This window comes from Variovorax sp. GW821-FHT09B05, assembly GCF_059418265.1.
The window spans coordinates 865,998-880,460 of the sequence record NZ_JBWKPN010000001.1 but is presented as its reverse complement, the minus strand read 5'-3'; the positions used below and the strand labels follow the sequence as shown (position 1 = coordinate 880,460).

The window sequence follows — 14,463 nt, the reverse complement described above, 5'->3', positions numbered from 1 at the left end:
GTTTCCCTGAGTGCCTGTGAACACGCGTGCTCAGTCCGTCCACAGCCGGCGGCAGGCCGCGATGTCGAGGAGCAGGATCTGCTGCCTGTCGCGCCGCAGCAGGCCCCGCCGCTCGAAGGCGGCGAGCGCGCGATTCACCCAGGGTCGGCTCGCGCCCACCATGCTGCCCAGCTCGTCCTGCGTGATGCCCCGCACCACATGGGTCGTGCCTGAAGGATCGGCCTCGGCCAGCTTCACCAGCACGCGTCCGAGCTTGGCCTCCACCGATTCGAGCGCCAGTGGTGCCGCGCGCCGGATGCTGTCGCTCGCGAGCAAGGCCAGCAGATGGGCGATGTTGAGCGCGAAGCGGGGAACGGCCTGCATGCAGGCATGCAATTCGGTGCTGCGAAGCACCCGCAACGATGTCTGCTCCAGGCTCTCGGCGGCCAGGAAGCGGGGTTCGCCGAGGAACGCGCTGATGAGGCCGATCAGGTAGCCCTCGGACCAGACGCCGCTGGTGAATTCCTCGCCGCTCTCCATGCGCCGGATCAGGCGCACGCGGCCGCTGCGGACGATGAACAACTCGCCGGCGGGATCGCCCTGGTGAAAGATGGGCGTGCGCGCGGGCACCTCGCGCTCGCCGAGACAACGCTCGATGCGCCGCACTTCGTTGTCGTCCAGGCCGGCGAGCGCGCGGGTCCAGCCGATGTCGCTCGAGCTTTCCATCGCACCCCTTGGGATAGGCAGAGGACCGATGCCTCTGCCCGCCAGCATAGCGGGGCCGGGCGGGCGCGAACCGGCGCGCTTCAGCCCTTCAAGGCATAGGCCTCGACCTCGAGCAGCAGCGCTTCCTTGGCGAGGCCCGCGACGCCGACCATGGTGCTGGCGGGCAGCGCCGTCTCGACCAGGAACTCCTTGCGCACCTGCCGGATCGTCGCGACGGCGGCTTCGCTGATGTCGCGCACGAAGAAGTTGAGCTTGACCACGCTGTCGAAGCCCGCGTTCGCGGCCGCGAGCGCATGGCCCAGGTTGAGGAAGACCTGCCGCGTCTGCGCGGCGAGATCGCCTGCGCCGACGATGGCGCCGGACGGGTCGTAGGCGACCTGCCCGGAGATGAAGACCATGCGGTCCACGGTCGCTTCCGTGAGGTGCGAGAACCCGTTCGGGCGTGCCAGCAAGGGGGGATTCAGGTAGTGGATCGGATCGGACATCGAAGGGGCTCCAGGGGCTCAGTTCAACTGCAGCTTGTGGGTGGAAATGATCTCGCTGTACATGCGCTGCTGGCCTTTCACGAAATCGCCGAAGGCGCGCGGGCTCGATCCGACGAGGTCGACGCCCAGCGGGCCCAGGTCCTTCCGGAGCGCGGGTGCGTTGGCCGCCGCCGCCGCCGCGTCATGCAGCGCCGCGATCACGGCGGGGGGCGTGCCCTTGGGGACCACGAGGCCGAACCATGAGTAGATGTCGATGTCGCGTCCCGATGACTCCTTCGCGGTCGGAATCTCGGGCGCGCTGTCGGCGCGGCGCGCGCTGAGCACGGCGAGCGCGCGCAACTTTCCTTCGCGCAGATGCGGCAGGGTGGCCACCAGCGTGTCGACCACCACGTCGACATGTCCGCCCATCAGGTCGACCAGCGCGGGCGCGCTGCCCTTGTAGGGCACATGGGTCAAGGGCGCGCCCGTGGTCTGCGCGAGCACTTCCATCGCGATGTGGGTCGAGGTCCCGGTGCCCATCGAACCGTAGCTGGCGGGCTGGCCCGCCTTCGACGACGCGACCACGTCCGCCAGGCTGCGCCAGCGCGCATCGGGACGGGTGACGACGACATTCGGGACCGTGGCCAGCAGCGACACGCAGTCGAACGAGTCCTCGGGGGCATAGCCCAGCTTGATGCCCAGGTGCTGGTTGATGGCCAGCGTGGCGTTGCTCGCGACCAGCAGCGTTCGGCCGTCCGCCGGTGCGCGGGCCACGGTACTGGCCGCGATCGCCGTGCCCGCGCCGGGTCGGTTCTCCACCACGACCGGACGCTTCAAGCGCTCGGACATGCCCTGCGCCACCCGGCGGGCCAGGAGGTCGGTGGTGCCGCCCGGGGTGTAGGGAACGACCATCGTGATCGCACCCGGCGCCAGCACCTCGGCACCCGCCGCCAGGGTGGTCGAGGCACAGGAAATCCCCAGCGCGAGGGCCGCCAGCGGCCACAGGCATCGAACACGGAACTGCATCGGTATCGCCCTTGTCTTGATGGCTCTCCGTCGCGGAGAGCGCTTGGCGGGCAGTGTCGGCAGTTCGGCCGCGGCTGACTGTCTACTTGTTAACAGGCCCTAATCGACCCAACCGAGCACATCGGCCAGTCGCTCGGCGGCCGGCAGCGGCGCGGAGAGCACGAGCGAGGTGTTGACGGTGCCGAAGCTTCCGATCTTGTCGATCACCGTTTCGAGTTCCTCGCTGGACCGGGCCAGGATGTGGACCACGTAGCTGTCGGAGCCGGTGACGCGCAGCACTTCGATCACGTTGGGCGTGTCGCGAAAGGCCTTGATCAGGCCCTTGCCGTGTTCCGCGGCCGCGCCGATGCGGATCAGCGCGTCGATGGGAAAGCCGAGGCGGTTCCAGTCGACGTCGGCGCGGTAGCCCTTGATCACGCCTTCCTCGCGCAGACGGCGAACGCGCTCGGCGCACGCGGGCGCGGTGAGGCCGACCTCCGCCGCCAGGGTCTTGAACGACGCCCGGCCATCCTTGAGCAGCAGCTTGACCAGCTTGTGGTCGATCGCGTCGAGAAAGTTTCGCTTGGGTTGGCTCACAAAAAAACTCCTCTTCGGCTGCCGTTGCTTTCCATCTTAAAGAAGGAGAGCGATGGTGAGGCCGGCAACGGGCCCGCATCGCTTTCATATGAAAGCTGGCCGGGCGCCAAAGTCGAAAAGAAAAATCCCGGCGCCTGCGCGCGCCTTGGAAATCAAGGCGGGGCCAGGGGCATCGAAAAACAGAATCGTGGCTTTGCCAACCTCTTCCATTTTTCAAGCCATGGCCATGACGCAAGTAACCACCGCAGGCTTCGCATTCGTCGAGTTCGTGTCGCTGCGGACCGAGGATCTCGTTCCCCTCTTCGAGCGGCTCGGCTTCAAGCCCCTGGGCCGATCCGAACGCACCGGCGCGGTCCTGATGCGGCAGGGCGAGGCGACCGTGATCGTCAACCCGGCGCCGAATCCTTTTCTCGACGTGCACGGTGCCTCGGTGCGCGCGATCGGCATCAACGTCGACAACGCGCGCAACGCCGTGGCGCGCGCCCTGGAAGGCGGCGCACGCGAGGCCAGCCCGGAGGCCTTCGGAACCCATGTCGTCGAGAGTCCCGCCATCGTGGGCATCGGCGACAGCCTGGTGTACTTCGTCGATCGCGATGTGTATGGCGAGTTCTCCAGTCCCTGTGCCGCGACGCCGGGCATTCCGGCGCACGATGCCTCGATCGTCGCCATCGACCACACCTCCAACATCGTGCGGCCCGAGCATCTCGACCTGTGGGCGGACTTCTACAAGAACACCTTCGCGTTCACGCAGAAGCAGTACCTGGACGTCAAGGGCAAGAAGACCGGCATGCGGGCGCGCTCGATGGTCAGCCCTTGCGGCAAGGTCTCCATTCCCATCGCCGCCGCCGCGCACGACCAGCCCGGCACCCTGAACCAGAACGACGAGTTCATCCGCGACTACAACGGCGAGGGCATCCAGCACATCGCGCTGCTGTCCTCGGACATCGAGCAGACCATCGACTTCCTGCAGCAGGGCAGCGTCGAGTTCATGGAGGCACCGCACGAGGTCTACTACCGCGGCGTCGATGCGCGGGTGCCCGGCCATGGGCTGGACCTCGAGGCCATGAAGGCGCGCGGCATCCTGGTCGACGGCAAGGGCGGCGACCGCATCCTGCTGCAGCGCTTCACGCGCCGCCAGATCGGCCCGGTGTTCTTCGAGATCATCGAGCGCCGCGGGGAAGACGGTTTCGGCGAAGGAAACTTCAAGGCGCTGTTCGAGAGCCAGGAAACCGACCAGGTCCAGCGCGGCACCATCGAGGTCGAAGCGCGCTGAACGCAAGAATTCCCGGCGTGGCTCGCCGCGCCATCTTCTTCAATCCACCTTTCATCACCCTCCCACCATGTCCAGCCACATCCAGCGCTTGCGTCTTCCAGACAACGATCCGACCTTCGGCAGCAACAAGGTCTTCGACCTGTTCCAGTACGCGCCGGCCGTGAAAGCCGGCGGGCTGGTCTTCATCGCCGGCCAGGTCGGCATCCATGCCGACGGCAGCGTGCCGGAGCGCGCCGAGGAACAGATCGAACTGGCCTTCAAGCGCCTCGGCGCGATCCTCGCGCATGAAGGGCTGGGCTTCGAGGACCTGGTCGAGCTGGTGTCCTATCACGTGCGCATCGACGAGCAGCTGACGGCGTTCCGCGAGATCAAGGAGCGCTACATCGTGCGCGACTTCCCGGCCTGGACCATCCTGGGCGTGGCGTCGCTGGCGCGGCCCAACCTGCTGATCGAGATCAAGGCGGTCGCGGCCGCCCGGCCACGCTAGAGGACGCGCTCATGCCGCAGGAGAACACCGCCATCGCCGCCATCCTGGCGCGCTACCAGCACTGGATGCAATCGATCCGCGAGCGCGACCTCGAGGCCATCCTCGACATCTACGCGGACGACGCGACCTACATGCCGCCCGGAAAGCCGGCCTTCTCGGGCAAGCAGGCCCTGAGGGAGGTCTGGGCCGGCTACCTGCAGCGCGAGGACTTCGTCGCGAGCTATGTGCCCACCCTCCATCTCTGCGATGCGGGCGACATGGCCTACGACATCGGCCGCTATCGGATCGCGATGAAGAAGGAGGGCCTTCCTGTCAGCTTCGAGGGAAAGTACGTCGTGGTCTGGAAGCGCATCGACGGGCACTGGAAGGCGGTGGTCGACATGGACAATGACAACGGTCCCGCCGTGCAGGACGCGCCGACGGCGTGAGAAAGCCGCGAAGCCGCGCGGCCAGCGAACTTAGGGGTTAGTCCCGACGCCGTGCCGCTTGCCTGCGCTCGCGCGGCTGCGTTAGTCTCGCGCTGCTTCTGAGCCGACCGTCCGGTCGGTCGGTAGAAAAAACCGATCGTTCGTTCGATGACGACCTCGTCGAACGAGCCCCGTCGGTTGTCCGGCGCACCCCTCAAACACTGGAGAAAACCATGCGCGACGAAAAGTGTCTGCCCCGTGCCCTGCTGTCGACGGGCCTTCTGCTGGCCGCTGGCCTGGCTTTGCAAGGCTGTGGAGGGGGTGGCGGCGGAGGCGGCGGCTTCCTTCCGATTCCGGCGCCCGCACCCGCGCCGGCGCCGCCCGCGCCGCCACCGGCGGGCCCCAGCGTCGAACAGCTCAAGAGCAGCTGCAACGCGCTCAAGGGCCAGGTCATCGAAGGCGTGACGGTCACGGGCACGGTGCGTTTCGAGGCCAAGGCGCCGCTCTACACCGCGGGCTTCTGCCAGGTGCTGGGCACGCGTGCACCCTTCCTGGACATCGAGATCGACGTGCCCGACAACTGGACCGGACGCTACTGGCAGCAGGGCGGCGGTGGCTTCGACGGCCGCATCGCCTCGGTGGTGACGACCGATCCGGGCGGCGCGGTGACCGCGGTCAGCCCCGTGCTCGCTCTCAAGGGCGCGGTGTACGCGGCCTCCAACGGGGGCAACCGGGCGAATGTTCCCGCGCAGGCCGCGCCGGGCGTGTGGATCGGCGGGACCGACGACGCGCGCCAGTCGGCGGCCGACTATGCCTACGCCGCGGGCGGCACCACGCTGCGCTTCGGCAAGGCGGTCGCGAAGGCCTTCTTCGGCAAGACGCCGAGCCACAGCTATTTCAACGGCTGCTCCAACGGGGGCCGCAACGCCTACATCGCCGCGCAGCGCTGGCCCGACGAGTTCGACGGCATCGTCGCGGGCTGCGAGACCATGGACATGGGCGGCGCGGTCACCGGCCTGATGAACACGGCCGCGAAGGCGGCCACGCCGGCCGAGATCAGCCCGGCCCAGTACGCCGCCGCCTACGCGGCCGCCGTGACGGCCTGCGATGCCGGCGACGGCGCGGCCGACGGCTACCTCGCCAACCCCGGCGCATGCGCCCTGCCCGCGGCGTCGCTGCAATGCGGCCAGCCGGGCGCGAATGCCGATCCCGCGCTGTGCCTGTCGGCCGCGCAGGTGCCCACGCTCGCGGGCCTGCTCGGCAACCTGACGCTGGCCGGTGGCGCCACGGCCTACAGCAAGTACAACTGGACCAACTTCGCCCCCGTGTCCGCCATTCCCGGCGTGCCGGCGCTGGGCGTCACGAGCTATGGCGGCCTGGGCGGCGGCTTCGCGTTCCTGGCCACGAACGACCCGCTGTGGTTCGGCGCGCCTCCGCCGGGCACGGCGCCGGCGCCCAACCTCGCGAGCTTCGACCTCAACCGCGACTACTACGTCTTCAGCAGCGGCCTCCAGCGCGCGGGCGCCGACCACGACCGGAACGCCATCGCGGCCTACGTGGCGTCGGGCCGCAAGCTGCTGTCCTGGCACGACGCGGGGGATCCGCTGCTGTCGGCCAACGATCACATGCGCAACTTCGCGACCATGTCCAGCACGGCCAGGGCGCTCGGCCTGGCCGACCCGCGCGGCAACGCGCGCCTGTTCATCGTGCCCGCCTCGAGCCACGGCGCGGGCGGCAACCTGAACGAGGTCGACTGGCTCGCCGCCATCATCGACTGGGTGGAGGGCGGCAAGGCGCCCGAGCAGCTGACCTACAACTTCCGGGTCGGCGCCACGGCCCGGACGATGCCGGTCTGCGAATCCCCGAGGTATCCGCGCTACAACGGCAGCGGCGACGTCAATTCGGCGGCGAGCTTCACCTGCACGCCGTGATGGCCTGCGCCATGGCGACGCGGCGCCGGGCCGTTCAGAGCCCCATCAACGCCTGCAACAGCAGCCGGCTCGCCGGTGGGGGCTCGGCCAGCGCGGGCACCGCCAGGTAGCTGACCCGGTGCGCCCAGGGCTCGTCGAGCGGCACGAAGGCCAGGTTCGGAAACTTCGCCTGCTGCTCGAGGCTGGCCTGGGGCAGCAGCCCGATGCCGAGGCCGCACTGCACCATGCGGCTGGCCGAATCCATGCCCTTGACCTGGATGCGCGTGCGCAGCCGCACGCCGTGTGCGAGCGCCTCCCTGGCCACGCGGCTCGCGAGCGCGGTGCCCGGTGGCAGCTCCACCCACTCCTCCTTCAGCAGTTGCTCGAAGCGCAGGCGCTTGCGCTTCGCGAGCCGGTGGTGCACGGGCAGGATCACGACCAGCCGCTCGGTGCGGTAGGGCTGCAGCTTGAGGCCGGGGATGTCGCCCTCGGCGACGAACACGCCGACGTCGGCCTTGCGTTGCAGCAGCAGCTCGACGATCTCCGCGCTCGTGTGTTCGGCCAGCTCGATCTTGATGCCCGGGTGCTGCTGCAGGAACAGCGCGAGGTCCTGCGGCAGGTGCTGCACGATGGCCGAGATCGAGGCGACCAGCTGGATGCGGCTCGACACGCCGGCCTGCAGGTTCTGCAGCTCGGCATCGAGGGTGTCGACGTCCTCCATCATCGCGCGCGCATAGCGCGCGATCGACAGGCCCGCCGCGGTCAGGCCGGCGCCGCGCGCGGTGCGGTGCAGCAGCTCGACGCCCATGGCGTTCTCGAGTTGCGTGATGCGGCGGCTCGCGGCCGAGGGCACGATGTGCAGGGTGGCGGCCGCGCGCGACAGGCTGCCTTCGTGCTCGATCGCCGCGACGAGCTTCAGGGTGGCGAGGTTCAGGTGATCGAGCAGGGGGCGTCGGGGTTTCATGGTGCGCGGGGCAGCGTTGCCGCAATGGCAACGCTGCCGTGAATTAATGTCGCTGGGCTTGTGGCGGGGACTGCGTCAGCATGCGGGCCATTCCAACAAGGAGACGCATCCTTCCATGCAGCAGATTCTGAACCTGCGCGATCTCACGATGATCGAGCGCACCCATGCCCGCGGCGGCAAGTTCCGCTACCACCCACTGCTGTCCGGCCGCGATGGCAGCGCGGGCAACTTCTTCCTCCAGCTCTCGAACACCTTCAACGACTTCGACTCGCCGCGCCATCGCCACAACTTCGACCAGGTGCGCGTGCAGCTCGAGGGCGACGCCGACTTCGCGCGCGACGGCGTCATGAAGCCGGGCATGATCGGCTACTTTCCCGAGGGCGTGTTCTACGGCCCGCAGAGCATCTCGGGTGAGTCGCTCACCCTTGTGCTGCAGTTCGGCGGCGCGAGCCGCAGCGGCTACCTGTCGGAGGCGGCGTTCCAGCGCGGCATTGTCGAACTCAAGAAGAACGGGCGCTTCGAGGCCGGCGTCTACAAGGTCGACAAGCCCGAGGGCGGCACGCGCAACCAGGATGCCTACGAAGCCGTCTGGGAGCACATGAACGGCCGCGAACTGCGCTACCCCGAGAGCCGCTACGACAAGCCGATCTTCATTCGCCCGTCCGCCGCGCAATGGCTGGACGATGCGCAGCGGCCCGGCGTGGCGCGCAAGCACCTGGGCAGCTTCTCCGAGGCGCGGACCGTGCTGTCGCTGATCGCGCTCGAGGCGGGCCGGGGCATCGAGGTGCCGCCGAACAGCATCGTGTTCGTGCTGGCCGGCAAGGGCCACGCGGGCGACGCCCGGCGCGATTGGGAAGCACGGTCCTCGCTCTACAGCGGGGAGGCGGCCAGCGCGATGACGGCCGATGCCGCGAGCGAGCTGTTGCAGATCGAGCTGCCGAGGCTGTGACCATGCACGACCCTCAGTCCGACGGCCGGCGCCGTCGCATCATGCTGGGACTCGGCGCGGCCCTGGTCGCGTCGCCGCTGCCGCGCGCCTGGGCCGTGGAGGAATTTCCCTCGCGCCCGATCTCGATGGTGGTCCCGTTTCCGCCGGGCGGCGGCTTCGACACCATCGCCCGGCCGTTCGCGGAGCGGCTCGGCCAGCTGCTCGGACGCGCGGTCGTCGTGGACAACCGCCCGGGCAGCGGCGGCAACATGGGCACCGATTTCGTCGCGCGCGCGCCGGCGGATGGCTACACGCTGCTGTTCGCCAACGACTACCTCGCGACCAATCCGAGCGTGAACCGCAACACGCGCTTCGACCCGCTCAAGGACTTCGCGCCGGTGAGCATGGTCGGCAGCACGCAGGTGGTGATGGCCGTGCGGCCCGACTTCCCCGCGAAGAACTTCGAGGAGCTGGTCGCGCTGTCGAAAAAGCGCTCGCTGAGCTACGGCACGCCGGGCGCGGGCACCTCGCCGCATCTGGTGGGCGAGTACCTCTCGACCATCTCGCCGCTGCAATCGCTGCACGTGCCTACAAGGGCACGGCGCCGGCAGTCAACGATGCGATGGGCGGGCAGATCGACATGGTCTATGCCACTTCGCCCTCGGTCGCGAGCCAGATCGCGGCCGGGCGGCTGCGCGGCATCGCGGTGTTCGGCGCGCAGCGCAGCACGCAGCTGCCCGAGGTGCCCACGCTGAAGGAGATCGGCGGGCCCTCGGTCGACTACGAGGTCTGGTACTGCCTGCTGGCGCCGGCCGGCGTGCCGACCTCCGTGCTCGCGACGATCCGCGCCGCCACGCGCAAGGCCCTCGATGCCGACCTGGCCGCGCGGCTGGCGCGCCTGGGCTATGCGGTGAGATCGAGCGAGCCCGAGGCGGTCACGCAGGCGATCCGGCAGGGGCTGGAGCGCTGGAAGGAAGTGGTGGCGCGCGCGAAGATCGCGATCGACTAGCTACCGTCGCTCGACGCCCTCGTACTCCCAGAAGAACCGGGTGCGCAGGCAGTCGAGCGACTCGGCCCAGGTGGACCGTTCGCAGGCCGCCACGCGCTGGCGCAGCGCCTCGCGCAGCGTGTCCCAGTCGTAGGGATCGACGATCAGCAGCGCATCGATGTCGAAGCCCTTGGCGCGCCGGCGCATCGAGGTGTAGGCCTGCAGCGCCCGGCCGTCGTGGTGGGCTCTCACGCCCTCGGGCGTTGCCGCGAGCAGCTGGAACACGTGCGCGCCGGACACGCCCGTCTCGCCGATCTCGAGCTCGAGGGTGAGGTAGACATCCTCGGGGGCCTCCGGACGCCATGCGCTCAGCCTGTCGACATCGAGGGAACGCAGGTCGACGATTTCGAGACGGATTGTCATTTCAGGGCTCCACATCCACGTGAACGTTGGAATCGTAAGGGCCCTTGGGCACGGCACGCTGCTGGAAGTTCATCTGCGTGCCGGTCATGGAGAAGGGTTGGCCGGACACCGGGTGGACGTTGCGCCCCGCGTCCGTCGGCTTCTTGCTGGGCCCGCGCACCGTGCGCAGCCCATCCTCGGACCTCAGCATCCATCCGCCCTTGTCCGTGAGTTCCTGCGTGAAGCCGGGGCCGACGAACTCCTCGGCCAGTTCCCGCGCCTCGGCCTGCGTCAGGCGCGCGGTGATCTGTGTGTTGCCGGGCTTGTTCGACAGGCCCAGGATGCGGCGCAGCCGCGTGCGCTGCCGCTTCGTCTTGCAGCGCAGCCCCAGGGGATCGATCCAGCCCAGCGCATTCGGCGCGAAGCCGTAGGGGTTCTCGCCACCGTCGAGGCCGATCGGGTCCTGGCTCACGAAGGCGCCGATGTGCGGATCGAAGTAGCGGTTCCGGTTGTAGTGCAGGCCCGATTCCTCGTCGAAGTACTGCCCCTGCAGGCGCAGGGGGTTGTCGATCGCGGCGGCGCGCGAGGCGAGCGCGCTGCCCCAGGCGGTGGAGGTCGCGGACCAGAGGATCTCGCCGGCGCCGTCGGTCAGCCGCGAGGGCATTCCGTTCGGCTCGACATGGAAGTGGGCGACACGTTTCGTGCCCGGCGACGACGCATCCGGCGGCGGGTCGACCAGCGCCAGCGGAATGCAGGTCTGCGGGTAGTAAACGTACTCGCGCGCGCGTTCCCAGGCCACCACCGGCTGCTGGCGGCCGCGTATCGCGCGGCGCTGCGCGAGCGCCGCGGGGTTGAGCGACGCGGGCGCGACCTGTTCGTCGTGGGCCTGGCGCACCTCGCCCAGCAGCGCATCGCCGTCCCAGAAGAACCAGGTGGTATGGGCGGCACCGCGCTTGAAGACACGCCGGCCCACGGCGTCGTAGCCGTAGCGCGTGCGCACCGTGCCGCGCCGGCTCTCGATCAAGCGGTGGTGGGCGTCCCAGGTCAATTCGAGTTCGTCGCTCGTGCCGGGCACGCCGTGCGCCGCGGGTCCTCTGCGCACCAGATCGCCCGCGCGGTCGAACACGTAGTGCACGCCGTCGCAGCGGCCTTCGCGCGTCCAGTGCACCGGCGCGTCTTCGTCGCCGCCGGCCACCTTCTGCATCCGCGTCTGCTCGATGGTGGTGCGAAGGCGGTCGCCCGCCGGATCGTGCAGCAGCCGCGTGACCTTGCCTTCGGGATCGATGTGCTGCAGGACGCGTCCCATGAGGTCGTAGCCGTACTGGTCGCTGCCATGGAGGCTGTCGTGCCGATGCACCAGCTGGCCCTTGCGGTCGTAGTCGTAGCGGGTGCTGAACAGCGGCGAGGCGTCCCGCAGCACGGCCTGGGCCGTGAGCTGGTGGTTCGCGTCGTAGCGGGCGTGGCGCACGACGCTCGCGCTCAGCTGTTCCCGCACGATCCGGCCGAGGGCATCGCGCTCGATGCCGATCGGCGCCTCGTCGTCGATGCCCAGGCTCGCGAGCTGGTCGCAGGCATCGAACTCCATCCGCACGCGATGGCCGGCCGAGGTCTCGCGCAGCGTGCGGTTGCCCACCGCGTCGTACTGCGAGGCGACGCGAAACCCGTTCTGCCATTCCTCGAGCACGCGGCCGGCCGCGTCGAAGCGGCGCTTCACGTGGGCCGCGCCGTTGCGCATTTCCACCAGCTGTCCGCGCCGGTCGTAGACCAGCAGCTCGTCCTGCTGGTGTGCGGGCCGCAGCGGATCGGCCGCCGTCTTGCGCGTGATGCGGCCGAGCTTGTCGCAGGCGAAGGCGACGTGCTGGCCCAGCGGGTCCGTCATCTGCTTCAGGTGGCCGGCCTCGTCGTAGGCGTAGTGCCGCGACTGGCCCCAGAAATCGGTCTCCTCCACGATGCGGCCCAGGGCATCGCGCCGCAGCACGAGGCGCTCGCCGCGCTGGTTCGTCACGCCGACGAGCTGCTCCTCGGTGTCGTAGTGGTATTGCAGGACCTGGCCGTCGGGCTGGATGCGCCGGCCGATCTCGCCGAGGCCCACGTAGGCCAGCCGCGTCTCGGCGCGCGCTGCGTCCACGTGCCGCACCAGCCGGTCCTCGGCGTCGTAGCCGCACAGGATCTGCGCGCCATCGGGATGGTCGATGCGCACCAGCCGGCCCTTCCGGTCGCAGTGGTAGCGCGTCGTCTCGCCCAGGGCGTTGGTGCGGCCGAGCAGGCGCCCCAGCGCGTCGTGCGTGAAGCGGTCGACACGCCCGAGCGGATCGACCAGCGCTTCCAGCTGCCCGTGCCGGTCGTAGTGCAACTGCGTGGCCGCGCCGCGCGCGTTGACGTGGCGCACCAGCTGCCCGTGCGCGTCGTGCTCGAAGCGGGCGGCCGCGCCCAGCGGATCGGTCTGCCGCGTCGGCAGGCCGCGCGCGTCGCTTTCGAGCTGCCAGCGGTGGCCCAGCGGATCGACGATCGCGCACAGCCGGTCTTCCGTGTCGTAGTCGCAGCCGACGCTGCTGCCGTCGGGGCGCTGCACGGCCAGCAGGTTGCCGCGCGCGTCGTAGACGAAGCCGGTGCGCAACCCGCCCGGTGCCGTCACGGCCACGGTGCGGCCGGCATCGTCGTAGGCGAAGGTGGTCACGCCGTCGTGCGGATCGATCTCCGCCAGCGGCAGGCCGGACTCGTCGAAGCGCACCACCGTCAGGTGCCCCAGCGAGTTGCTGACCTCGGTCCGGCCCAGCGCTTCGTCATAGGCGAAGCGGTAGTCGTGCAGCCCGCCGTCGCCCCAGGCGTGCACCACGCGCCAGCGGTCGTCGTAGGCGTAGTGGAACGACAGGCCCGTGCGGTCGGTGTGGCGCGCCATGCGATGCCGCAGGTAGGCGAACTCGTACGCGGCGCCCAGCGCATCGATGGCCGCGAGCAGGTCACCGTCGGCATGGCGGTAGCGCACCAGCGGATGGTCCTGCTGCGTGGCGGGATCGCGCAGTGCCATGGCTTCGATGCGTCCCTGCCGGGATTGCACCTCGATGCTGCGTCCGGGCAGCCCGTTCACGCCGCTCTCGACGATGCGCGCCAGCTCGCCGCGCTGCCGCACGAAGTCCCAGTGGTTGCCGCAGGCATCCTCCATGCGCGTCACGAAGGGGGACGGCGCGCGCAGCGCTCCCTCGGGCGAGAGCGCCTCCTCGAAGCGGTAGCGCAGGCCGCTCTTGAGGCGCACCACCAGCGCGTCGCCCTGGCGCGTGAGCCGGGCGCCGTCCACCACGTCGAGCACCTGCTGGGCCTCGGTGCGCGGCAGTTCGGTGAACAGCGCGAACTCCTCCGGTCCCCGCAGGCTCAGGATGCCGTCGTCCTCGGCCACCAGGCGCACGTCCGCCGGCGTTTGCCAGCCCAGGCCGCAGTGGCCGGCGAAGTCGTGGTCGCGCGATGCGTAGATGCGGCTCCACGTGAGCGGCAGGCGCCCGGGAACGTGGAAGTCCTCGTGCGCCACCGAGACGCTGCCGTCGCGGATGTCGACCGGTTCGGCGCGCAGCACCTGGCACTTGAGGAAGCCGGGCGGCATGTCCTTGAGTGCGCGCCGCGCGATGCGCGTGTAGGCGCGGCCCAGCGCCTTGAACAGGCCGCGCTGGATCATCGCGCCCCAGGAGATGGTGGGCGGTCCGCCGACGAACACCTGCGGCGGGATCGCCACGTTGAAGGTGGTCGGCAGCATCAGGCTCAGGCGCACTGGCTTGGCCAGCTTGCGCGGGCGAAACGGCGGCACCAGGCCGACGATGTTGCAGCTGAGCACCGGCATGGTGATGCGCGAGAACGGATCGCCATCGGCCAGCACGGTGCGGCTGCCCATGAACAGCTCGTCGTCGAACTGCGGGCCGCCCGGCCCCTTGATGATCGGCATCGGCGCGCCGACCAGGATGTGGAAGTCCACGCCGCCCGTGCCGGCATTGGCGCGCCGCACGCCGGCCACCTCGACGGTGGCGCCGAGCGGCAGCGGGATGCTCTCTGGCATCGCGCCATCGGCCGGCGGCGCGCCGGGCGGCGCCGGTATCCGCGGCGACGCCGTGCCTTCGCCGATGGCGTTCTTGGCGGCCTCGGTCGCCGTGCCGAGCGCGCCCAGTCCCTTGACGATCGGGTTGTCGGGCGACACCTCGATGGTCGGCAGGTAGTCGAACGGGTCCATCACGATGCCGATGTGCACCGTGGGCCACACGCCGGGCGGTGCCAGGTAGGTGTGGGCATCGATGCCCAGCTGCGGGTCGAAATGCTTGGCCGCGAAGAACACGTGCTTTCCTTGTGGCGT

The 14,463-nt window shown here is 69.6% G+C and carries 12 protein-coding genes and 1 pseudogene; 6 read left to right on the top strand and 7 right to left on the bottom strand.

Features of this window, described 5'->3' with window-relative positions; genetic code table 11:
* Window positions 1-30 precede the first annotated feature (30 nt).
* The 4 genes from AC07RM_RS03745 to AC07RM_RS03730 form a co-directional block, all read right to left on the bottom strand.
* Window positions 31-705: a Crp/Fnr family transcriptional regulator gene (locus tag AC07RM_RS03745; protein ID WP_495333096.1), complete on the bottom strand. Its 675-nt coding sequence runs from the start codon at window positions 703-705 to the stop codon at window positions 31-33.
* Between the two features lie 80 nt (window positions 706-785).
* Window positions 786-1,190, bottom strand: coding sequence for a RidA family protein (locus AC07RM_RS03740; RefSeq protein ID WP_495333094.1), 405 nt, complete (start codon window positions 1,188-1,190; stop codon window positions 786-788).
* A gap of 18 nt (window positions 1,191-1,208) precedes the next feature.
* Entirely contained in the window at window positions 1,209-2,195 is a 987-nt protein-coding gene (locus AC07RM_RS03735) for a Bug family tripartite tricarboxylate transporter substrate binding protein (RefSeq protein WP_495333092.1), read from the bottom strand.
* Between the two features lie 99 nt (window positions 2,196-2,294).
* A complete protein-coding gene (locus tag AC07RM_RS03730) occupies window positions 2,295-2,771 on the bottom strand; it encodes an Lrp/AsnC family transcriptional regulator (protein WP_296786126.1) in 477 nt (158 codons plus the stop codon).
* A 226-nt stretch (window positions 2,772-2,997) separates the two neighbouring features.
* On the opposite strand from AC07RM_RS03730, the gene AC07RM_RS03725 reads away from it, so the two are divergent.
* The 4 genes from AC07RM_RS03725 (at window position 2,998) to AC07RM_RS03710 (ending at window position 6,869) form a co-directional block, all read left to right on the top strand.
* Complete coding sequence (locus tag AC07RM_RS03725; RefSeq protein WP_495333090.1) at window positions 2,998-4,044, top strand: 4-hydroxyphenylpyruvate dioxygenase family protein; 1,047 nt, start codon at window positions 2,998-3,000, stop codon at window positions 4,042-4,044.
* 67 nt (window positions 4,045-4,111) lie between these two features.
* The gene (locus tag AC07RM_RS03720; RefSeq protein WP_296726713.1) at window positions 4,112-4,531 is read left to right on the top strand and encodes a RidA family protein; all 420 of its coding nucleotides are present in this window, start codon (window positions 4,112-4,114) and stop codon (window positions 4,529-4,531) included.
* Between the two features lie 11 nt (window positions 4,532-4,542).
* Entirely contained in the window at window positions 4,543-4,959 is a 417-nt protein-coding gene (locus AC07RM_RS03715; protein ID WP_495333088.1) for a YybH family protein, read from the top strand.
* A 212-nt stretch (window positions 4,960-5,171) separates the two neighbouring features.
* Entirely contained in the window at window positions 5,172-6,869 is a 1,698-nt protein-coding gene (locus AC07RM_RS03710) for a tannase/feruloyl esterase family alpha/beta hydrolase (RefSeq protein WP_495333086.1), read from the top strand.
* Window positions 6,870-6,903: 34 nt separating this feature from the next.
* Here AC07RM_RS03710 and AC07RM_RS03705 read toward each other — a convergent pair whose 3' ends face one another.
* Window positions 6,904-7,812 carry a LysR family transcriptional regulator gene (locus AC07RM_RS03705; RefSeq protein WP_495333084.1) on the bottom strand — a complete coding sequence of 303 codons (909 nt, stop codon included), beginning with the start codon at window positions 7,810-7,812 and terminating at the stop codon, window positions 6,904-6,906.
* 115 nt (window positions 7,813-7,927) lie between these two features.
* Between AC07RM_RS03705 and AC07RM_RS03700 the strand changes: the two genes are divergently transcribed.
* Complete coding sequence (locus AC07RM_RS03700; protein ID WP_495333082.1) at window positions 7,928-8,761, top strand: hypothetical protein; 834 nt, start codon at window positions 7,928-7,930, stop codon at window positions 8,759-8,761.
* 2 nt (window positions 8,762-8,763) lie between these two features.
* A pseudogene (locus tag AC07RM_RS03695) lies at window positions 8,764-9,749 on the top strand (Bug family tripartite tricarboxylate transporter substrate binding protein).
* Here AC07RM_RS03695 and AC07RM_RS03690 read toward each other — a convergent pair.
* Together AC07RM_RS03690 and AC07RM_RS03685 are read right to left on the bottom strand one after the other, a co-directional pair.
* Complete coding sequence (locus tag AC07RM_RS03690; protein ID WP_398495691.1) at window positions 9,750-10,151, bottom strand: Imm8 family immunity protein; 402 nt, start codon at window positions 10,149-10,151, stop codon at window positions 9,750-9,752.
* A gap of 1 nt (window position 10,152) precedes the next feature.
* Window positions 10,153-14,445, bottom strand: a complete 4,293-nt coding sequence (locus AC07RM_RS03685; protein WP_495333079.1) for an RHS repeat-associated core domain-containing protein — start codon at window positions 14,443-14,445, stop codon at window positions 10,153-10,155.
* Window positions 14,446-14,463 lie beyond the last annotated feature (18 nt).